We start from the raw sequence: 20368 nt of genomic DNA, 5'->3' as shown, positions 1-20368 counted from the left end.
CCTCGTTCGCGGACGCGCCGCAGATCAGATGCTGGACAGGTTCGCGCCGCAGTCGTGCAAAGCCACGGCGAGCGCGTCGAGAGCGGGATCGGCGTCGGTGGTGACCCCGTCGCCGAGCGCCAGGAATGCGAAGGCGAGCTGCGTGCCGTCGGCCGCCTGCACCGTGCCGACGAGCGTGCGCACGCCGGCGCCGCCGCCGGAGTGGGCCTGCACCGCGCCGGCCGCCGCGCTCGTGCCGGCGTAGCGCGTCGCGAGCGAGCCGCTCTGGCCGCTGCGGCCGAGCTGCTCGCGGATCAGCGCGAGCTGATCGTCGCCCTTCTCGATCTGCACGGCGAGCCGGGCGAGGTAGACGGCCGAGGCCGCGTCCGCCGCGCTCAGCCCCGAGCCGTCGGTCACGGTCAGGCCCGCGGTCGCGACGCCGTACTTCGCCAGGGCGGTGGCGTAGGTCGCGGTGAGGGATGCGGCCGACCCGCCGTCGCCCTGCCGCTTCGAGACCAGACGCCCCATCATCTCGGCGAGCGTCGCATCGTCGAGCTGCAGCATCTGCGGCACGAGCTGCGACACCGGCTGCGACTGCACCTTGGCGATCTCGGTCGACCCGGTCGGGGCGGTCGCCGAGGCGGTCTGCACGTCGTCGGCCACCGCATCCTCGTCGGCGCTCTTCAGAGCGGCGACGAACTTCGCCCCGGCCGCGGCGACCGGGTCGTCGCTGCGGGGGCTGGTGGCCGCGGTCGGATCGGCGCGATCGGCGTCGACCTGCAGCGCCGTGACCTCCGAGACGGTCCCGCCGGTCTGCAGCGCGCGGTCCCAGCCGGTGTTCCAGCTGTCGGACTCGCTCCAGTAGCTCGCGTCGAGCAGCACCTTCTCGATCTTCTCGCCGGGGTGCCGGCTGGTCCACGACGAGACCGCCTGCTGCGCGAGACCCGAGAGCTTCGGCGCGCCCGGATACACCGACTCCTGTCCGCTCGGCAGGGCGCTGAGTGTCGCATCCCCGTGGCCGACGATCGCGATCGTGCCGTCGCCGGCGTCGACGACGGTGGTCGGGATGCGGTAGTCGGGTCCCAGCACGCTGAGCGCGGCCGCGGCGGTGAGCACCTTCATCGACGAGCCGATGCGGGCCGGCGTGGCGCCGCCGCGGTCGAAGAGCGTGTCACCCGTGGTCGCGTCGATCACGGTGCCCTCGAGCGCGCCGAGGCGGCCGTCGGCGGCGAGCGTCGAGATCGAGCAGCTGCGGAAGCGCAGCGGCGCGGCGATCGTGCCCGGCTTCGGTCGCGCGCTCGGCGTCGCGCTCGCGGTGTCATTCGCCTTCTCCGCCTCGGCCGCGGCCGCGCGGCCCTCGGCGAGCGCGTGCCCGCCCATCACGGCTCCGGTGCCGAGCACCGCGAAGAGCGCGGCGAACGCGATGCCGAGCACGAGGGTGCGGCGGGTGCGCAGGGCGGTCAGGATGCCGCCGGTCGCCCGGCCCGCGGCGGCGTCGCGCGGGACGCGGGAGCCGCCGCGTTCACGGTCGAGCAGTGCCGATGGGGCGTCGGGATCGACAGGGAGATCGGGCCGATCGGCCGACGACGGCCCACCGCTGCCCTCACCCGGGTCGCGGTCGCGCGACGGCTTCTCGTCCGACACGCCGTCATCCTAGGTTCCGCGCCTGGAGCGGTCCTGCGGATGCGCGGCGCACTCCCGGCGATGCCGCCGACGCACTCCCCGACGCGGTCGCGCCCCGGCGGGCGTGCGACGGTCAGTGCGCCGCGTCGTAGGCGTCGAGGATCTCGCCCTTGATGCGACCGCGGTCGCCGACGCTGTAGCCGTTCGCATTCGCCCATTCGCGGATGGCGGCGAGGTCTTCGGGGGTGCGTCCGCTGCCGCTCGGGCTCGACGAGCGCGAGCTGGAGCCGGCCGCGCGAGCGCCCGAGCGACGCACGCCCGCGGGGGCGCCGACGCGGGTGCCGGCCTCGATGAAGGGCTTCAGCGCCTCCTCGAGCTTCGCCGCGTTGTCGTCGGAGAGGTCGATCGAGTACTGCACTCCGTTGAGCGAGAACGTCGTCGAGCGGGTGCCCTCGGGCAGCTCGGTGCCATCGAAGTCGTCGGTATAGAGGATCACGGTTCGTCGCGCCATATTCGAATAGTAGGGGGTGAATAGATTTCCGCTCGATGCATTACCGGATATCTGCACTAATGCACCCGATATCCGGCGCCGCGCTTTTCGATCGAGCCCAGCGCGCATCCGCTAATCGATCGGTCGATAACTGTCGTCTCGGAGTTCGAAATGGCGACGGTTATCGACCGATCGATTCTCATCGGGGCGACGACGGCAGCGGCTCACCGACAGATAGAGACGGGATGCGCGACTCAGGCGTCGAGGCGGGTGAGCGCGTCCTCGGCCGCGACCCAGGCGAGCATCGCGCATTTGACGCGGGCGGTGTAACGCGAGACGCCGCCGAGCGCGGCGGCATCCTCGAACAGGTCCTCGTCGATCTCGATCGCGCCGCGCGAGCGCAGCGCCTCGCGGAACTGGCCGATGCGCTCCTGCAGCACGGCCGGCGTCCAGTCCTCGGCGAGCCCGGACAGCAGCGACGCCGAGGCCTGCGAGATCGCGCATCCCGAGCCATTCCAGGCGACGCGCTCGAAGGTGCCGTCGTCGCCGACGTGCAGCTCGAGGGTGATCTCGTCGCCGCAGGTCGGGTTGACCTGGTGGGAGCTCGCGGCGGTGTCGCCGACCAGCCCGCGGCCGTGCGGGCGCTTCGAGTGATCGAGGATCACCTGCTGGTAGAGCGACTGCAGCTCCGATGAGCTCACGCGGCACCGCCGAAGAACGCGACCGTGCGGGCGACCGCGTCGAGCATGCGGTCGACGTCGTCGTCGGTCGTGTAGAGGTAGCCCGAGGCGCGCGTCGACGACGTGATGCCGAGGCGGCGGTGCAGCGGCTGCGCGCAGTGGTGGCCGACGCGCACGGCGATGCCGAGGTCGTCGAGGAACTGCCCGACGTCGTGCGAGTGCACGCCGTGGACGTCGAACGACGCCAGGCCCACGCGCGGGATGCCGGGCTTCGGCCCCAGCAGACGCACACCCGGGATCTCGGCGAGCCCGGCGGCCATCCGCTCACCGAGGGCGGCCTCGTGGGCCGCGATGCGATCCATGCCGATCTCGCCGAGGTAGTCGACCGCCGCGGCGAGCGCGATCGACTGCGAGACCTTCTGAGTGCCCGCCTCGAAGCGCTGCGGCGCGGGCAGGTACTCGCTGCGTTCGAGCGTCACCGTCGTGATCATCGAGCCGCCGGTGAGGAACGGGGGCAGCGCATCCAGCAGCCCCTGCTTGCCGTAGAGAACGCCGACGCCGGTGGGTCCGAGCATCTTGTGGCCCGAGAACGCGGCGAAGTCGACGTCGAGCGCGCGCAGGTCGACGGGGCCGTGCGGAACCGACTGACAGGCGTCGAGCACGACGAGCGCGCCGACCTGACGAGCGCGGGCGACGAGCCGCTCGACCGGGGCGATGGCGCCGGTCACGTTGCCGACGTGCGCGAAGGCGAGCACCCGGGTGCGCTCGGTGACGATCTCGTCGAGGCGATCGAGGTCGAGCACGCCGTCGTCGTCGACCGGGATGAACCGCAGCGTCGCGCCGGTGCGCGCGCACAGCTCCTGCCAGGGCACCAGGTTCGCGTGGTGTTCGGCCTCCGTCACGACGATCTCGTCGCCGTCGCCGATGCGGAGGCGCTCGGCCGCCGCACCGCCGCGGCCGAGGCTCGCGTTCGAGATGCCGTAGGCGACGAGATTGAGGGCCTCGGTCGCATTCGAGGTCCAGACGATCTCGTCCTCGCCGGCGCCGACGAAGGCGGCGACGGTCGCGCGCGCCTGCTCGAACAGCTCGGTCGCCTCGGCGGCCATGAGGTGCGCGCCGCGGTGCACGGCGGCGTTCGCGGTCTCGAGGTAGCGACGTTCCGCATCCAGCACCGCGACGGGGCGCTGGGCGGTCGCGCCCGAGTCGAGGTAGGCGAGCGGATGCCCGTTCACCTGGCGCTGCAATGCCGGGAAGTCGGCGCGCAGCCGGAAGAGCTCGGCGGTGCTGAGCGGGCGGGCGTCGAGGGAGGCGCCGTCGGGGGCGGTGAGGGCGGGGGCCGACGGGCTCGCGGCGGGGGCGTCAGCGTCACCAGCGTCAGCGGCGGCGGTCGAGTCGGACGTGGAGACGGGAGTGGATGCGGGAGTCAGCGTCATGAGAGGGGCGCGACCGGCGGCGGGATCGCCGCGCGCGGTGCGCCCCTCCAGGGTACCGGCGGGCGGGTGGGCGCCGCCGGGGCGGGCGCCGCTCACCCCACCCGCACACTCCAATCCGTCTCAAGGAGTTGCTGTGACTCGTGTGCCGGATGAGCAACACGAGCCACACGCGCAACAGGGACTCCGTGAGATGGTTCGGGCCGGACCCCGCTGCGATGACGGCGGGAGGCCGCGTCGGTCACGGGTCTCGGATGGGTCGGGGGGTCGAGCCCCGGGACAGCCCGGCGCCGTCGCCCATCCGAAACGAGGGACACCCCACCGGCGCATACGAAACCGCGGACGCCCGATTCGCCCATCCGAAACCGCGGACTTCCGATTCGCATCCGGAACCGCGGAGACCCTGACCCGACGCATCCGATATGGGCGCGCCCGACCCGGCGGCGTCAGCCCTGGCGGCCCTTCATGCGCGGGTTCTTCTTGTTGATCACGAACATCTTGCCGCGGCGCTTCACCACCTGGGCTCCGGGCTGGCGGGCGAGAGAGCGGATCGAGGCGCGCACCTTCATGGCGCATCCTTTCGTCAGGGGATGCGGAGCACCAGCACGGCCGAGGTAGCCGGCCCCGCGATCGGCACCGGGTCGCGCATCCATTTATTGAGAACTGTTGTCGATAACGTAGCATCGTCGACATGCATTCCCCCGCGCCCCGCTTCCGCATCGTGCTCGGACCCGACGCCGCGCTGCGCCGCACGACAGCCGACCGGCTCGCCGACCTGCACGAGCTGCGCGCCGTGCACCTCGACGACCGCTCCGACAGCTGCGCCGACGCCTGCCGCGCCGTCGTCGCCGCGATCGACAGCGGCCGCGGGCGCGTGCTCAGCGCGCCCGCCGACACCCGCCCGCAGCACCTGCTCGAGCTGCTCGGCGGCGCGGCCGAGCACGTGCGCCTGCTCGTCTGCGTCGACCCCGCGACGCTGCTCGTCGAGCTGGCCGACGAGCGCTTCGTCGACGATGGCGAGCACCAGGGTTCGCTCGTCGCGCGCTCGTCGGTGCTGGTCGAGCAGATCGAGCACGCGGATGCGCTGATCGTCGACCACCGCCGGGTGCGCGACGCGGAGGCGCTGAGCCGGGTGCTGTCGCTGCTCAGCCACCTCGCTCCCGACGCGCGGCTCGTGCTGCCGCGGGGAGCGCGCTGGCGCGACCGGGCGCGCAGCGCGGGCGAGCCGGAGCGCCACGGCGGTGCGGGCGCGCCGGCCGACAGCGCCACGGCCACGGGAGCCGCAGCCTCCGCCTCCGGCGCCCCCGCGGACCGACGCCCCCGCGCATCCACCGAGCGCGTGCTCCCCGAGCCCGGCTGGGTCAAGGTGCTCAACGACGACCACGCGCCGGCCTTCGCCGACCCGCGCGTCAGCACCTTCCGCTACACGAACCCGCTGCCGCTGCATCCCCGGCGGGTGCTCGCGCTGCTGCAGGGAGGCTGGGGCGACGGCGAGTTCGGGGCGATCATCCGATCGGCCGGCTTCGTGCGCTTCGCGACGCGGCCGGGCATCACGGGCTTCTGGGATCAGGCGGGCGGCTCGATCGGCATCGAACCGGCGGCGCGCGACACAGCCGACGGACCGCTCAGCGCTGGACAGGATCTCGCGATCACCGGCTTCGCCCTGGATGCGCCCGCCCTGACCGCCGCCCTCGACGACTGCACGCTGCGCTCTCAGGAGCTGCTCGCCGGCCCCGAGCTCTGGGCGAAGCTCGTGGACCCGCTGCCGGAGTGGGCGCCGCGGCACTGACGGCCGGGCGGGCCCTCTAGTCGCAGGGGTCGGCGGTCACCCCATCAGCGCCCAACCACCGACGGGACGGCAGCCCGCCTGCTGGAACTGTCACATACGCAGGGTTGAGCGCGTGATCTGTGCTGAGCATCACCGTGAGCTGGGCTCCGGGCTCTATCTGATCGAGACTCTCCGCCTCGATCGCGAGCCCTGTCGGCAGGCGTGCGAGGTCGAGGATCTGCCCGACATCAACGTGAACATCACCCGTCGCCGAATAGATCGCCACGTTGCCCTCCGACTCGTCGAAGACTTCGATGCGAATCTCCTCGACTTGGCTCGATCCACAGGACAGGATCTGAACGGAATCATCGGCGCCGCGGATGTAGCTATCGGCCGGGGCAACACTTTCGCATCCGCTCAGGCAACCACCCGCGACGACGGCGATGAGCGCTAGAGCGAGTCGGCGCATATCCACCTCCCGTTTTTCGCGACTTCCACATGATCCGATCCGTCTGCACATCAAACAAGCCCCGAAAACGGGCCTCACCGCGTCGACGCCGCCCGCACCACGGAATCCGTCGCGCGAACACGCCGGAACCCCTGGATCCCGCCGTCGCGCCCCGACTATCCTGCGGGGAACGATCGCGACCGAGGGCGCCGAGCCCCGAGGCACGACGGAAGGACCCCCGTGCACCGCACCGTCTTCGAACGTCAGGCTCCTCCCGCGAGCGCGATCGACCACGCGCTCGCCGGCTCCCGCCACGAGGTCTTCTGGCTCGACGACGTCGAGCGGCCCGCGCATCCCCGCCTCGACGGCGAGATCGAGGCCGACCTGGTCGTCGTCGGCGGCGGCTACACCGGGCTGTGGACCGCGCTGCTCGCGAAGGAGCGCAACCTCGGCCTGCGCGTCGTCGTGCTCGAGGCGCAGCGCGTCGGCTGGGCCGCATCCGGCCGCAACGGCGGCTTCGTCGAGGCGAGCCTGACCCACGGCGACGAGAACGGGCGGCGGCGCTGGCCCGAGGAGATGCCGCTGCTCGACGCGCTCGGCGCCCGCAACCTCGACGAGATCGAGGCGACGATCACCCGCTACGGCATGCAGGTGGATGCGCAGCGCACCGGCACCCTGTCGGTCGCCGTCGAGCCGCACCAGGTGGAGTGGCTGCGCGACGAGCCGGTCGACGACGACCACGTGTTCCTCGACCAGGACGCCGTGCGCGCCCAGGTCGGCTCGCCCACGTACCTCGCGGGCAGCTGGGACAGGCGGGGCACGCTGCTCGCGCATCCCGCCAAGCTCGCCCTCGAGCTGGCCCGGGTCGCGGTCGAGCTCGGCGTCGAGATCTACGAGCACTCCCCCGCGACGGCCGTCGACGACGACCCGAGCGGCCCGGCCGACGCGGGCGTGCGGGTGCGCACGAAGCACGGCGCCGTGCGGGCCGAGCAGGCGGTGCTGGCGACGAACGTGTTCCCGTCGCTGCTCAAGCGCAACCGGCTGATGACGGTTCCGGTCTACGACTACGTGATCGCGACCGAGCCGCTGACCGCCGAGCAGCTCGCGGCGATCGGCTGGACGAACCGGCAGGGTCTCGCCGACCTGGCGAATCAGTTCCACTACTACCGGATGACGGCCGACGACCGGATCGTGTTCGGCGGCTACGACGCGGTCTACCACTACGGCGGGCGGGTGCGGGCGGCCTACGAGGACCGCGCATCCAGCTACCGGATGCTGACCTCGCACCTGCTGACGACGTTCCCGCAGCTCGAGGGCATCCGCGTGACGCACCGCTGGGCGGGCGCGATCGACACGAGCACGCGCTTCTGCGCCTTCTACGGCACGGCCCGCAGCGGACGCGTCGCCTACGCCGCCGGCTTCACCGGGCTCGGCGTCGCCGCGACCCGCTTCGCCGCGCAGGTCATGCTCGACCAGCTCGACGGTGCCGACACCGAGCGCACTCGGCTGCGGATGGTGCGCGAGCGCCCCGTGCCGTTCCCGCCCGAGCCCGCCGCGTCGATGGGCATCAATGCGACCCGCTGGTCACTCGACCGCGCCGACCACAGCGAGGGCCGCCGCAATCTGCTGCTGCGGGGGCTCGACGCGCTCGGGCTGGGGTTCGACTCGTGAGCGGGGCGGGGGCCGGGGCGTCGGGCGACGCGACCGCCGGCGCGGACTCGGCGGGTTCCGCCGACGCACGGCACGTGGATGCGCTCCGCACGCCCCTCGAGCACACGCCGCTGCCCGCGGCCGAGGTCGACGCCGGCGCACCCACGACGGCGCTCGCCGAGCTCGGGTCGTTCGCCGGGCTCGACTACGGCATCTGGGAGATGACGACCGGAACCGCCCGCGACGTCGAGGCCGACGAGCTGTTCGTGGTGCTCGCGGGGCGCGGCACGGTCGAGTTCCTGGATGCGGCGGACGTCGCGGCGTCGGCGGACGTTGGAGCCGTCCCGCGCATCCTGTCGCTCGAACCGGGCTCGCTCGTGCGTCTGCACGCCGGCGAGCGCACCCGCTGGACGATCACCGAGCCGCTGCGGAAAGTGTGGCTCGCGCCTGGCGAGTGATCCCGGCGACTGACCTGGCCGGGGCGACCCCGCCGACCGATCCGACCGATCCCGCCGGGCGACCCGGGGCGATCCCCGCTGACCGACCCGCCGACCGACTCGCTCAGAGCCCGCCGGCGACCCTCAGCACGGCGCCCGTCGCATAGGACGCGTCGTCCGAGAGCAGCCAGGCGACGGCGCCCGCGATCTCGTCCGGCTCGCCGGCGCGGCCCATCGGCACGGTCGGGGCGACCTTGGCCGGGCGCTCCGGGTCCTGGTGGAACTCGGTCCAGATCGTGCCCGGTGCGACCGCGTTGACCCGGATGCCCCGGGTCGCGACCTCCTTCGACAGGCCGACCGTGAACGCCTCGACACCCGCCTTCGCCGCGGCGTAGTGCACGTAGCTGCCCGGGCTGCCGAGGGTCGCGGCGGCCGATGAGATCGTCACGACCGCGCCCCCGGCATCCATGCGCGCGAGAGCCGCCCGCACCGTCGCGATCACGCCGAACAGGTTCACGTCGAGGTCGGCGCGGATCGCCGCGGGGTCGTTGTCGGCGAGCGTGCCGACGGCCGTCGCGGCGCCGGCGTTCGCGACGACCCCGGTGATCGGGCCGAGCCGCTCGCCCGCGGCGACGAAGGCGTCGAGGGATGCCGGATCGGTCACGTCGACGCGCACCGCGAGCGCGCGCCCGCCGCCGTCGGAGATCTCGGCGACGATCGACTCGGCGGCCGTCGCATCGGAGCGGAATCCGACGACGACCGCATGGCCCTCGCGAGCCAGGCGGCGGCAGATCGCGGCTCCGATCCCCCGGCCTCCCCCGGTGACGAGGGTGACGCGCGGGGCGGACGACGGTGAGGTCATGGAGCCGCCTGTGGGAATCGAACCCACGACCTTCTCATTACGAGTGAGACGCTCTGCCGACTGAGCTAAGGCGGCGTGCACCGCGAGTGGTGGCACAGCAGACGAGCATAGCCGATGTGAGCGGATGCTCCGCACCGCGTGCGGGGCACGGCGCTCTCGGCCGTCGGGCGCGGTCAGCCGTCGAGGCGGATCGTCTCGCGCAGGGCGTCGAAGCTGCGGCGGATCATCGTCGCGAGGTCGTCGTCGCCCGCATGGTCGGCCCAGGCGATCCAGGCGTGGCGCAGGGCGCCCGACGCGGCGAACACGACCAGGCGGGCGCGCAGGAACGCCGCGTCGGCATCCTCGAACAGCTCGGGATGCTGGGCCGCGAGCCGGCGGGCCACGACCTCGGCGAGCGCCAGCTCGAACTCGCGCATGCTGCTCATGCGCAGCGCGGCGAGGTGCGGCGCCGACTTGGCGATCTCGCGGCGCAGGAGCACGATCTCGCGGTCGGGAAGGCTGGCGTCGATCGAGTGCACGACCAGGTCGGCGAGGTCGTCGAGCAGCGGACCCCGCGCCGCGACGAAGGCCTCGCAGTGCACCCGGTCGGGCAGCACGGGGATCTCGCCCGAGATCGCCTCCTCCTTCGACGCGAAGTAGTTGAAGAAGGTGCGCGGAGACACGTCGGCGAGACGGCTGATCTCATCGACCGTCGCGCCGTCGAAGCCGCGCTCGCGCACGAGCTGCGCGGTCGCGACCAGGATCGCGCGCCGGGTCGCGCGGCGCTTGCGCTCGCGCAGACCGACCGGCTCGGCGTCGTCGAAGTCGGGCATCAGCAGTCCGGGTCCTTCGAGGGCACCGTGTCGTCGAGGAAGAAGTCGTCGACGGCGTCGTCGACGCAGGAGTTCGACTTGTTGTAGGCCGTGTGCCCCTCGCCGTGATACGTGATCAGGTGGCCGTTCTGCAGCTGCTTCGCCATGGCCTGCGCCCACACATAGGGCGTCGCCGGGTCGTTGGTCGTGCCGACCACCAGGATGGGCGCGGAGCCCTCGGCGGCGATCGCGACGCGGTCGCGGGTTCCGGGGAAGGGCCAGCCCGCGCATCCGACGCCGCCATAGGCCATCTGCGGACCGAACAGCGGGGCCTCGGTGGCCAGCTGCTGCGCCTGCGAGCGCATCGTCGCCGGGTCGTCGTCGTTCTTGTAGTCGAGGCAGTTGATCGCGATGAAGGCCTCGGTCGAGTTGTTCGCGTAGGTGCCGTTCTGGTCGCGCTCGTAGTAGGCGTCGGCGAGGGTGAAGGCGACCTTCGCGCTGCCGGCGAAGACGTCGTCGAAGAGCTGATCGAGGTAGGGCCAGCTCTGCTTGCTGTAGAGCGGGTAGATGATCGCGGTGAACAGGGCGCTCGTGCCGAGCTCGCGCCCGTCGGAATTGCGGATCGGCGAGCGCTGCACCGAGGCGAAGAGGTTCTCGACCTCGGTCACCGCCGCGTCGGTCGAGCCCGAGAACGGGCACGCCTGCCGGGTCAGGCAGTCGTCGAGGTAGGCGCGGAAGGCGCTCTCGAAGCCCTTCGCCTGCGTCAGCGTCACGTCGAAGTCGCTCGTGGCCGGGTCGAGCGCTCCGTCGAGCACGAGGTGTCCCGTCTTCTTCGGGAACAGGTCGGCGTAGGTCGCGCCGAGGAACGTGCCGTAGGAATAGCCCAGGTAGTTGAGCTTCTTGTCGCCGAGAGCCGAGCGCAGCATGTCGAGATCGCGCGCCGCGCTGACCGTGTCGACGTGGCCGAGCAGATCGCCCGTTCCGCTGAGGCAGTCCTTGCCGAACTGCTGGTTGCTCTGCTCGGCGGCCGCGATCCAGCCGTCGCTGCCAGGCTCGCCCGGGGTGATGCCGTAGACGTAGTCGTCGAAGGCCTTCGGGTCGGTGTAGCAGCTGACCGCCGACGAGTGGCCGACCCCGCGGGGATCGAAGCCGACCACGTCGTAGTCGCGCTGCAGTCCCTCGCTCGTCGCGTAGTCGACGCTGTCGCGCACGAAGTCGTAGCCCGAGCCGCCAGGCCCACCCGGGTTGATGAGCAGCGAGCCCTTCGCGTCGCCGCCCGTCGCGGGCTGGCGGATCAGCGCCAGGTCGATGCGCTCGCCGCCCGGATCGCTCCAGTCGAGGGGCGCCTTCGCGGTGGTGCACTGCATGCCGTCGCCGCAGCCCTTCCACGTCAGGGTCTGCTGGTAGTAGGGCTCGAGCTGCGCATCCACCTTCTCGTCGGAGGGCGTCGAGGTGCGGCTGCCCTGCGGCGGCAGGAACCACTGCACGCAGCCGCTGAGCCCGACGCCGATCGCGGCGGCGAGGGCGACGGCGGCCAGCACGCGGCGGCGGGGTGCGCGCTCCGGGCGGGCGGCGCGAGTCGGGCGAGCGGGGCGCTCGGTGCGGGAAGGGCGCGCGGCGCGGGTCGCGGATGCTCGGGTCATGCTGCGGCTCCGGAGCTCGAGCGGTGGCGCACCGCGGTGATCAGGGCGGCCTCGAGGGCGAGGGCGGGGGCGACGTTGCCGTCGATGCGCTCGCGCGCCTCGGCGAGGCCGTCGAGGGTGGCGAGGGTCTGCGGCGCGGCGCAGGCGGCGGCCGCCTGCTCGAGCTGGTCGAGGATGGCCAGATTAACGAGCTGCGCGCGGTCGAGATCGAGGCCGAGCTGCAGCAGCAGCACGTCGCGGTAGAGCGAGAGCAGGTCGAGCAGGATGCGGTCGATCCCGTCGCGCAGGCTGCGGGTCGCGCGCCGCTTCTGATCCTCTTCGAGGGTCTTGAGCTGACTGCGCAAAGCCGGAGGCACGGTGCCGCCGGGCTCGACGCCCAGCGAGCGCAGCACCTCGTCGCGCTCACGCGCATCCCGTTCGGCGCCGATCGCGGCGGCGTCGGCGCCGGCCACCTCGAGCAGCTCGGCCGCGGCGCGCACGGCGCCCGGGACGCTGCGGATGCCGAGGGCCAGCTCGAGCGTGCGTGAACGTCGGCGGCGGGCCTCGTCGTCGGTCGCGAGGCGGTGCGCCATGCCGATGTGCGACTGCGCCTCGCGCGCGGCGCGGGCCGCGACATCGGGGGCGACGCCGTCGCGGCGCTGGATCAGCTCGGCGACGTCGGAGACGCTGGGCACGCCCAGGCGCACGCTGCGCACGCGCGAGCGGATGGTCGGCAGCAGGTCGGCCTCGCTCGGCGCGCAGAGGATCCAGATCGTGCGCTCCGGCGGCTCCTCGAGGGCCTTCAGCAGCACGTTGCTCGTGCGCTCGACCATGCGATCCGCGTCTTCGATCACGACGACGCGGTAGCGGCCGACCGAGGGCGAGTACTGGCTCTTCGCGACGAGGTCGCGCACCTCCTTGATCGTGATCTGAACGCGATCGGTGCTGAGCACGGCGAGGTCGGGATGCGTGCGCGCCTCCACCTGGGCGTCGGTCGCCTCCTCGTCGCCGGGCCGCGCGAGCAGGGCGCTGGCGAAGGCGTAGGCGAGGGTCGAGCGGCCCGACCCGGGCGGGCCGGTGATGAGCCAGGAGTGCGCGAGGCCCTGCCCGGTCTCGGCGGCGCGGCGCACGCCGGCGACGGCATCGGTCTGGCCGATGAGGTCGTTCCAGGCCATGGGATCCTTCCGCGCCGCGCGCCGCATCCGGGCGGGAACCCGGGTCGCGCTCAGCCTAACCGGAGCGGGTGACGCGGCCCGGCGAGCATCCGCCGGGAGCGGGCCTCGGACGCGCGGTGCTCAGCCGCGCGCGCCGATCAGCGCCGCGACCCGGGCCCGGATGTCGGCGGCGATGTCGTCGATCGGGCGGCGCGCATCCAGCACCAGGAAGCGCTCGGGCTCGGCGGCGGCGAGCTCGAGGTAGGCGGCGCGCACCCGGCCGTGGAAGTCGCTCTTCTCCGCCTCGAGCCGGTCGTAGCGGTCGCGCGCGGCGTCGAGCCGGCCGCGGCCCTCGCCCTCGTGCAGGTCGAGCAGCACCGTCAGGTCGGGCAGCAGGCCCTCGGATGCCCACAGCGACAGGTCGCGGATCTCGCCGCCGTCGAGCACCCGCCCCGCGCCCTGGTACGCGACGGAGGAGTCGAGGTAGCGATCCTGCAGCACGACCTCGCCGCGCTCGAGCGCCGGGCGCACGACGGTCGCGATGTGGTGCGCACGATCGGCCGCGTAGATGAGCGCCTCCGCGCGCGGCGCGATGTAGCCGCGGCGATGCAGCACGATCTCGCGCAGCTCCAGCCCGAGCTCGCTGCCGCCGGGTTCGCGGGTACGCACCAGCGTGGCGCCCTGCTCGGCCAGCCACTCGGCGAGGATGCCCTGCTGCGTGGTCTTGCCCGAGCCGTCGCCGCCCTCGAAGGTGATGAAGAGGCCGGTGCTCACGTCGCCGGGCACTACTTCTTCTTGGCGGCGGTGGTGCGCTTCGCGGGCGCGCGCTTGGCCGGGGCCTTCTTCTTGGCCGGCCCCTTGGCGCGCTTGTCGGCGATCAGCTGCACGGCGCGCTCGAAGTCGACGTCGTCGACCTCCTCGCCGCGCGGGATGGTCGCGTTGGTCTCGCCGTCGGTCACGTAGGGGCCGAAGCGGCCGTCCTTGATCTTGATCGGCTTGCCGCTCACGGGGTCGGCGTCGAACTCCTTGAGGGCGCTCGAGGCACGGCGGTTGCCGTACTTCGGCTGCGCGAGCAGCTCGAGCGCGCTGGTCAGGTCGATCGCGAAGATCTGGTCCTCGCTCTCGAGCGACCGGGTCTCGGTGCCCTTCTTGAGGTACGCGCCGTAGCGGCCGTTCTGGGCGGTGATCTCGGCGTCGTCGGCCGGGTCCTTGCCGACCACGCGGGGCAGCGTCAGCAGCTTGAGCGCGGTCTCGAAGTCGATCGTGGCCGGGTCCATGCTCTTGAACAGGGATGCGGTGCGCGGCTTGGGCGCGGCATCCTTCTTGGCACCGCGCTTCGGCTTGGGCTTCTCGGCCTCGGTGACCTCGCCGGTCGCCGAATCCACCTCGGGCTCCGGCTCGGGATCGAGCTCGGTCACGTAGGGGCCGAAGCGGCCGTCCTTCACGACGATCTGCTTGCCGTTGGCCGGGTCGGTGCCGAGCACGCGGTCGCCGACCACGGGGGCGTCGACGAGCTCGCGGGCCTTCGCCGGGGTCAGCTCGTCGGGGGCCAGCTCTTCGGGGATGTTGACCCGGCGCGGCGTCTCGCTGCCGGCCTCGGGCACCTCGAGGTAGGGGCCGTACTTGCCGATGCGCAGGGTGATGTCGTCGGTGATGCGCACCGAGTTGATGTCGCGCGCGTCGATCTCGCCGAGGTTGTCGACGACGCCGCGCAGCCCCTGGTGAGCGTCGTTGCCGAAGTAGAAGCCGTTGAGCCAGTCGGTGCGATCCTGCTCACCGCCGGCGATGCGGTCGAGGTCACCCTCCATCGCGGCGGTGAAGTCGTACTGCACCAGCTCGCTGAAGTGGTCTTCGAGCAGGCGCACCACGCTGAACGCGATCCAATTCGGCACCAGCGCGGTGCCGCGCGGGGTGACGTAGCCGCGGTCGACGATCGTCGAGATGATCGCCGCATAGGTCGAGGGGCGCCCGATGCCGAGCTCCTCGAGCGTCTTGACCAGGCTCGCCTCGGTGTAGCGCGGCGGCGGGCTGGTCTCGTGGCCCTTGGCCTCGACCTCCTGCGCGTGCAGCGCCTGACCCTCGCTCAGCTCGGGCAAGCGCGACTCGTTCGGCTCGGCCGGGGCGTCGCGGTCGTCGTCGCGCGACTCCTCGTAGGCGGCGAGGAAGCCGCGGAAGGTGATCACGGTGCCCGAGGCGGTCAGCTCGGCGGTGCCGTTCTCGGGCGTCACCGCCTCGATCGTGACGGTCGCCGTGGATCCGCGGGCGTCGGCCATCTGCGAGGCGACGGTGCGCTTCCAGATCAGGTCGTAGAGCTTGAGCTCGTTGCCGCGCAGGGTTCCGGTGAGCGAGTCGGGGGTGCGGAAGGTGTCGCCCGAGGGGCGGATCGCCTCGTGCGCCTCCTGCGCGTTCTTCGACTTGCCGCTGTAGACGCGCGGCTTCTCGGGGATCGTGTCGGCACCGTAGAGCTTGGTCGCCTGCGCGCGAGCCGCGTCGATCGCCTGCTTCGAGAGCCCGGGCGAGTCGGTGCGCATATAGGTGATGAAGCCGTTCTCATAGAGCGACTGCGCCGTGCTCATGGTCTGGCGGGCGGTGAAGCGCAGCTTGCGCGCGGCCTCCTGCTGCAGCGTGGAGGTCGTGAACGGCGCGGCGGGGCGCCGCGTGTAGGGCTTGGTCTCGAGCTTGGCGACGGTGAGCTTCGCGCGGTCGTCGCGGATGCCGGCGGCGAGCGCCGAGGCGGCGGCCTCGTCGAGCGCGACGGCCTCGCCCTTCAGCGCACCGGCGTCGGTGAAGTCGCGCCCGGTGGCGATGCGCTTGCCGTCGAGGCGGGCGAGTCGAGCGGCGAAGTGGGGCGCCTTCTCCTCGGCCGAGGTGGCGAGCTCGACGTCGAGATCCCAGTAGCTCGCGGTCACGAAGGCGAGCCGCTCGCGCTCGCGGTCGACGACGAGGCGCGTCGCGGCCGACTGCACGCGGCCGGCCGACAGGCCGGGGCCGATCTTGCGCCAGAGCACCGGCGAGACCTCGTAGCCGTAGAGGCGATCGAGGATGCGGCGGGTCTCCTGCGCGTCGACGAGCGCGGTGTCGAGCTCGCGGGTGTTCTCCTGGGCGGCCTGGATCGCATCCTTGGTGATCTCGTGGAACACCATGCGCTTCACGGGCACCTTGGGCTTCAGCACCTCGAGCAGGTGCCACGCGATGGCCTCGCCCTCGCGGTCCTCATCCGTTGCGAGGTAGAGCTCGTCGGCTTCCTTCAGCGCCTTCTTGAGGTCGGTGACGGTGCGCTTCTTCTCGTCGCTGACGACGTAGTAGGGCGCGAAGCCGTTCTCGACGTCGATCGAGAACTTGCCGAGCGGGCCCTTCTTGAGCTCGGGCGGCAGGTTCTTGGGCTCGATGAGGTCGCGGATGTGGCCGACCGACGCCTGCACCTCGTAGCCGTCTCCGAGGTACTGGGCGATCGTCTTGGCCTTCGCCGGCGACTCGACGATGACCAGTTTCTTCGTGGCGGGCACGGGGCTCCTTAGTGCTGCGGATGCGCACGGCGGCGTCGCCGGACTCGGCGGGCCCCCTTGCGACATGACCGGTCGCGGCGTCACCGCGCGCGGCCGGGTCTTTCGAGGCACACCATACACATCTCCGACTGTCAAGTGCTTTCGGCGCGACTCGCGCCTCGGCCCGCGGCCGGTGTCGACGGTGGCCCGGCTCGGGCACGCGCGATCAGCGGGATGCCGGCGAAGCTCCCGCGGGCGGTCACGGTCGCCGAGGCGCCGTCGACCGTGCAGTCGGCGAGCTCGGCCCCGTTCGCGCGGGCGACCTCGGCCGCCGCGGCGCAGGGCTCCCCCGCGAGCGCGCCCGACGCCGTGTCGGCGGCGGCGAGCGCCGCGGAGTCGGCCGCCGCGACCACACGCTGCCGCTCCAGGAGGCCGGCGCCGAGGCCGACCGTGGCGAGCGACAGCGTCGCCGTCACCGCGATGACGCCGACGGCGGCGACGCCGCCGCTCACGGCCTCACCGTCCGCCGCCGAGGGCGCACCCGCGCGCGCTGACAGCGATCCCGAGCGCCGCGGCCGCCCCACCGGCTCTCGCCGTCACGGTCGCGCAGACGAGGTCTCCGGAGTCGGATCGCGCGAGTCGCGCATCCCCCAGCCCGCGCCCGGCGAGCGACACCTCGTCGCCGCGGGAGAGCGCCCGCGCCGCGTCGGCCGCCGCGTCCTGCGCCCGCAGTTGCGTCGCCGCGAGCTGCACGGCGCCGAGGCAGAGGGCGAGCGCCGCGATCACGGTCGGCAGCACGATCGCGAACTCGACCGCCGCGCCGCCGGTGTCACCGCGCAGCGACGCGACTCGGAATCCGCAACGATGCTCGCCGCGACGCTCGCCCGCGCTCATCCGGCGACCGTGAGGGCCTTGTGCACGAGATCGGTCAGGATCTTCTGCACCTCGCCCGACTTCAGGATCACGACCAGCAGCCCGGCGAAGCCCACCGCCGCCATGATCGTGATCGCGTACTCGGCGGTCGCCGCTCCTCCGTCGTCGGCCAGCCGCGACGCCAGGCGGCGCACCGCGACGGTTCTCGGCGCGCGGGGCCCGCCCGGGTCGACGGCCGACACCGTGGTCGTGGCGCCGTGGTCGCTGTGCTCGCTCATCTCTGCTCCTCTTATAGGGGGGGGCGCCGCTCGACCTCTCGGGGCGAGCGACGCCGTGGGGCCGACGGGATGTCGGCGGGCGGCCGGGATGGCCGGTGCCGGGGGTCCGGCGTGGGGCACGAGCAGATCCAGGATGCGCGTCAGGCGGCGGGCGCGAACCGCACGCGAGCTGATCGGGGGACATCGCTCACAGCACCCGGGCTGTGGAGGAGACCAGCGAGAGCACGACCGGGAGCACGCCCAGGGCCAGGAACGCCGGCAGCACGCAGACGCCGAGCGGGAGCATGAGCCGCACGCCGAGCGCCGCGGCGCGCCGCCGTGCCCCGGTCGCCGCGAGCCCGCGCTCCTGCTCCGCGCCGGCGCGCAGCAGCGCGGCGGCGGGAACCCCGGCGCGTCGACTGAAGGCGATCGCCTCGGCGACCGCGTCGCCCGACCGGTGCAGACCGGTCTGGTCGAGCGCGGCATCCACGAGCTCGCGGGCGCGTTCCGCGCCGAGTCCGCTCGACACCGCCACGGCCGTCAGCTCGGCCGGCAGGCCCGGCGTCGCATCGGTGCTGCGCGCGCTGCGCACGAGCCGGCGCGACCACAGCGCGCCGCCCGCCATCAGGCCGAGGCCGACGACGAGGCAGACCAGACCCGGCCCGGTCGTGAACAGGGTCGCGATCGTGTCGGCGCCGATCGCGAGCCCGAACAGGATGCCGACCACCGGCAGCGCGGTCACGATGCGGGCGGAGGCGGTCGGCCCGGCCAGCGCGACCTCCACCTCGCGGGCCGACTCGTCGAGGCCGGCGAGCACGCGCGCGAGACGATCGAGCGTGGGCGCGAGCGGCGCGCCGCTGACCTCGGCGACCCGCCAGGCGGCGGCGACCGGCGCCCAGACGGCCTCGAGGTCGGCGTCGAACTCGGCGAGGGCGTCGGCGATGGCAGTCGCCAGGGGCGTCCCCTCGTCGATCGCCGCGACGACCCGCACGGCGACGCCCGGTCTCACGGCACTCGCCCCGGTGTCCGCTGTCGCGTCGGCGGCCGCGAGCTGACGCCAGGCGGACTCCGGCGAGAGCCCGGCATCGAGCATGACCGCGAGCCGGCGCACGGCGAGCGCGGCCGAGCCGAAGTCGGCGGCGCCGCGCCGGCTCACGTCGGCTCCATGACCAGGCGCGAGCGCGCATCCAGGGCAGGTCGTCCGATCGCGACGAGACGCCGACGCCCCTCGCGCCGCTCAAGGTGCAGCACGGCGTCGATCGCGCTGACCGCCTGCCGCGCGAGCGCCTCGGCCCCGAGCCCGGCGGTGGCGGCGAGGGCCTCGAGCCGCGCCGGCACGTCGGCCAGCGAGTTGGCATGCAGGGTTCCCGCGCCGCCGTCGTGGCCCGTGTTGAGCGCCGACAGCAGCTCGCGCAGCTCGGGGCCGCGGCACTCGCCGACCACGAGCCGATCGGGGCGCATGCGCAGGGCCTCGCGCACCAGCCGATCGAGCCCGATCGCGCCCCGGCCCTCGAGGTTCGGCTGGCGCGCCTCGAGCGGCACCACGTGCGGATGCGCGATGCGCAGCTCGCCGACGTCTTCGATCACGACGATGCGCTCGGTCGGCGGGGCGAGCGCGAGCAGGGCGCCGAGCAGCGTCGTCTTGCCGCTGCCGCCCGCTCCCGTCACGAGGATGTTGCGGCGCTCGACGACGAGGGCGCGCGCCCGCTCGACGTCCCCCTCCCGAGCGAAGAAGCCGTCGGCGACGAGCGCCGCGAAGTCGGGCGGCGACCGTCGCGGCAGGCGGATGGAGAGCACGGGTCCGTGCGGTGACACGGGCGGGAGAACGGCGTGCACGCGCACGCCCTCCCCCAGACGCACGTCCATGCACGGCGTCGCCTCGTCGAGATGGCGGCCGCCCGCGGCGATCAGCCGCACGGCGAGCTCACGCGCCTGCTCGGGCGCGAGTCGCGCTTCGGCATCGGGCTCGAGCCCGGCGCCCCGGTCGACCCAGAGCGCACCCTCGGCCGTGAGGAAGACATCCGTCGCGCGCGGATCGGCGACGAGCGGACTGAGCGGCCCGAAGTCGACGTCGCTGAGATCGTCGCGCCCCGCCACCGGCGCGAACTCGCCGACGGGCGCGCTGCCACCCGGCGACGGATGCCGTGGAGATGCGGGCCGGGCCACGAACGGGACCAGCGGAGGAGGAGAGGACGGCGGCCGCGTCGGCGCCGACGCGGGGGCGGGTCTCGGAGGATCGGGCCGATCAGGCGGGCTCATGCCCCGAGACTGCAGTGCGGGGCGAACAGGGCGAGCGCCGCGAACCGGATCGGTGGAGAACCCGTGCTGTGCACAGTGGACGCGGGATGCTGAGACGCCGGAAAGACCCGAGGAAGCCGGACGAGACGAGAGAACCGGAGAACACCGGTTAAAGAGGGGCGGCGCCCGTTGGGGGGAACAGGCGCCGCCACGGCAACACAGGATCGGGGGGAATCGCGTGCGTTGCTGATCCGAGGTTTCCCTCGGCTGGGACGAGTGTACTCCAAACGGGGGACTCCGCAACGCTCTGTACCCCGTGATTTCAGCGATCCGTGACCTGATCTCGACGATCCGGCTCGTCCTCGCGCGAGAACGTACCCCGGGCGGCGACGACACGCCGACGAGGCATCCCCCGCCCGCGACGCCGACGCTCCCCGAGGCCTTCCGAGGCCGCATCCACCCGTCACGCAACCCGCCCGCAACCCGCCCGTGATTAGGATCGAGAACATCGAACCACCGCACCGCCGCGGCGAACCAGGCACGTCGTGGCGTCCCGCCAGACACCGAGGATGACGACGTCC

At 73.0% G+C, this 20368-nt stretch carries 20 protein-coding genes and 1 tRNA gene; 3 read left to right on the top strand and 18 right to left on the bottom strand.

Translation table 11 applies throughout. The annotated features are described in order from the left end of the window. Positions 1-24 precede the first annotated feature (24 nt). The 5 genes from FJ658_RS04705 to FJ658_RS04685 all read right to left on the bottom strand — a co-directional run bounded on the left by FJ658_RS04705 (position 25) and on the right by FJ658_RS04685 (position 4771). On the bottom strand, positions 25-1623 hold the full coding sequence (locus FJ658_RS04705; RefSeq protein WP_141144214.1) for a D-alanyl-D-alanine carboxypeptidase: 1599 nt from the start codon (positions 1621-1623) through the stop codon (positions 25-27). 112 nt (positions 1624-1735) lie between these two features. Then, complete coding sequence (locus FJ658_RS04700) at positions 1736-2113, bottom strand: Lsr2 family protein (RefSeq protein ID WP_141144213.1); 378 nt, start codon at positions 2111-2113, stop codon at positions 1736-1738. 233 nt (positions 2114-2346) lie between these two features. Beyond that, positions 2347-2793: a Fe-S cluster assembly sulfur transfer protein SufU gene (gene sufU, locus FJ658_RS04695; RefSeq protein ID WP_141144212.1), complete on the bottom strand. Its 447-nt coding sequence runs from the start codon at positions 2791-2793 to the stop codon at positions 2347-2349. Next, a complete protein-coding gene (locus tag FJ658_RS04690) occupies positions 2790-4205 on the bottom strand; it encodes a SufS family cysteine desulfurase (protein ID WP_141144211.1) in 1416 nt (471 codons plus the stop codon). The genes sufU and FJ658_RS04690 overlap by 4 nt, the downstream gene beginning before the upstream one ends. A 443-nt stretch (positions 4206-4648) precedes the next feature. Then, positions 4649-4771 (bottom strand): ribosomal protein bL36, encoded by a 123-nt coding sequence (locus FJ658_RS04685; protein ID WP_141144210.1) that lies wholly within the window; start codon positions 4769-4771, stop codon positions 4649-4651. Positions 4772-4893: 122 nt separating this feature from the next. Here FJ658_RS04685 and FJ658_RS04680 point away from each other — a divergent pair, with 122 nt between their 5' ends. Beyond that, the gene (locus FJ658_RS04680; RefSeq protein WP_141144209.1) at positions 4894-5991 is read left to right on the top strand and encodes a GTP-binding protein; all 1098 of its coding nucleotides are present in this window, start codon (positions 4894-4896) and stop codon (positions 5989-5991) included. A gap of 16 nt (positions 5992-6007) precedes the next feature. On the opposite strand, the gene FJ658_RS04675 is transcribed toward FJ658_RS04680, so the two are convergent. Next, the gene (locus FJ658_RS04675) at positions 6008-6445 is read right to left on the bottom strand and encodes a hypothetical protein (protein ID WP_141144208.1); all 438 of its coding nucleotides are present in this window, start codon (positions 6443-6445) and stop codon (positions 6008-6010) included. A gap of 213 nt (positions 6446-6658) precedes the next feature. Between FJ658_RS04675 and FJ658_RS04670 the strand changes: the two genes are divergently transcribed. Together FJ658_RS04670 and FJ658_RS04665 are read left to right on the top strand one after the other, a co-directional pair. Next, on the top strand, positions 6659-8089 hold the full coding sequence (locus FJ658_RS04670; protein WP_141144207.1) for an FAD-binding oxidoreductase: 1431 nt from the start codon (positions 6659-6661) through the stop codon (positions 8087-8089). After that, a complete protein-coding gene (locus FJ658_RS04665) occupies positions 8086-8526 on the top strand; it encodes a cupin domain-containing protein (RefSeq protein WP_255447560.1) in 441 nt (146 codons plus the stop codon). Before FJ658_RS04670 ends, FJ658_RS04665 begins: the two co-directional genes overlap by 4 nt. Positions 8527-8629: 103 nt before the next feature. Here the strand turns inward: FJ658_RS04665 and FJ658_RS04660 are convergent, their stop codons facing one another. The 12 genes from FJ658_RS04660 to FJ658_RS04605 form a co-directional block, all read right to left on the bottom strand. Beyond that, positions 8630-9367: an SDR family NAD(P)-dependent oxidoreductase gene (locus FJ658_RS04660; RefSeq protein WP_141144206.1), complete on the bottom strand. Its 738-nt coding sequence runs from the start codon at positions 9365-9367 to the stop codon at positions 8630-8632. Next, positions 9367-9442 (bottom strand) — tRNA-Thr (locus tag FJ658_RS04655). Before FJ658_RS04655 ends, FJ658_RS04660 begins: the two co-directional genes overlap by 1 nt. 98 nt (positions 9443-9540) lie before the next feature. After that, complete coding sequence (locus tag FJ658_RS04650; RefSeq protein ID WP_141144205.1) at positions 9541-10179, bottom strand: TetR family transcriptional regulator; 639 nt, start codon at positions 10177-10179, stop codon at positions 9541-9543. Further along, positions 10179-11801 carry an alpha/beta hydrolase gene (locus FJ658_RS04645; protein ID WP_141144204.1) on the bottom strand — a complete coding sequence of 541 codons (1623 nt, stop codon included), beginning with the start codon at positions 11799-11801 and terminating at the stop codon, positions 10179-10181. Before FJ658_RS04645 ends, FJ658_RS04650 begins: the two co-directional genes overlap by 1 nt. Next, positions 11798-12955, bottom strand: a complete 1158-nt coding sequence (locus tag FJ658_RS04640; RefSeq protein ID WP_141144203.1) for a DNA polymerase III subunit delta' — start codon at positions 12953-12955, stop codon at positions 11798-11800. Before FJ658_RS04640 ends, FJ658_RS04645 begins: the two co-directional genes overlap by 4 nt. A 120-nt stretch (positions 12956-13075) precedes the next feature. Next, positions 13076-13708 carry a dTMP kinase gene (tmk, locus tag FJ658_RS04635; RefSeq protein WP_141144382.1) on the bottom strand — a complete coding sequence of 211 codons (633 nt, stop codon included), beginning with the start codon at positions 13706-13708 and terminating at the stop codon, positions 13076-13078. Positions 13709-13719: 11 nt separating this feature from the next. Next, the gene (gene topA, locus FJ658_RS04630; RefSeq protein ID WP_141144202.1) at positions 13720-16440 is read right to left on the bottom strand and encodes a type I DNA topoisomerase; all 2721 of its coding nucleotides are present in this window, start codon (positions 16438-16440) and stop codon (positions 13720-13722) included. 131 nt (positions 16441-16571) lie between these two features. Beyond that, on the bottom strand, positions 16572-16931 hold the full coding sequence (locus FJ658_RS04625) for an Rv3654c family TadE-like protein (protein WP_141144201.1): 360 nt from the start codon (positions 16929-16931) through the stop codon (positions 16572-16574). A gap of 4 nt (positions 16932-16935) precedes the next feature. Next, on the bottom strand, positions 16936-17313 hold the full coding sequence (locus FJ658_RS04620) for a TadE family type IV pilus minor pilin (protein ID WP_141144200.1): 378 nt from the start codon (positions 17311-17313) through the stop codon (positions 16936-16938). Next, a complete protein-coding gene (locus FJ658_RS04615; RefSeq protein WP_141144199.1) occupies positions 17310-17570 on the bottom strand; it encodes a DUF4244 domain-containing protein in 261 nt (86 codons plus the stop codon). The genes FJ658_RS04620 and FJ658_RS04615 overlap by 4 nt, the downstream gene beginning before the upstream one ends. A gap of 187 nt (positions 17571-17757) precedes the next feature. Continuing rightward, positions 17758-18705 carry a type II secretion system F family protein gene (locus FJ658_RS04610; protein ID WP_219995710.1) on the bottom strand — a complete coding sequence of 316 codons (948 nt, stop codon included), beginning with the start codon at positions 18703-18705 and terminating at the stop codon, positions 17758-17760. Beyond that, entirely contained in the window at positions 18702-19715 is a 1014-nt protein-coding gene (locus FJ658_RS04605) for a TadA family conjugal transfer-associated ATPase (protein ID WP_370454761.1), read from the bottom strand. The genes FJ658_RS04610 and FJ658_RS04605 overlap by 4 nt, the downstream gene beginning before the upstream one ends. Between the last annotated feature and the right edge of the window lie 653 nt (positions 19716-20368).

Source organism: Schumannella sp. 10F1B-5-1 (genome assembly GCF_006517535.1).
Classification (GTDB): domain Bacteria; phylum Actinomycetota; class Actinomycetes; order Actinomycetales; family Microbacteriaceae; genus Schumannella.
Note: the sequence above shows the minus strand (reverse complement) of the source record. Positions and strands in the feature narration are given on the sequence as shown.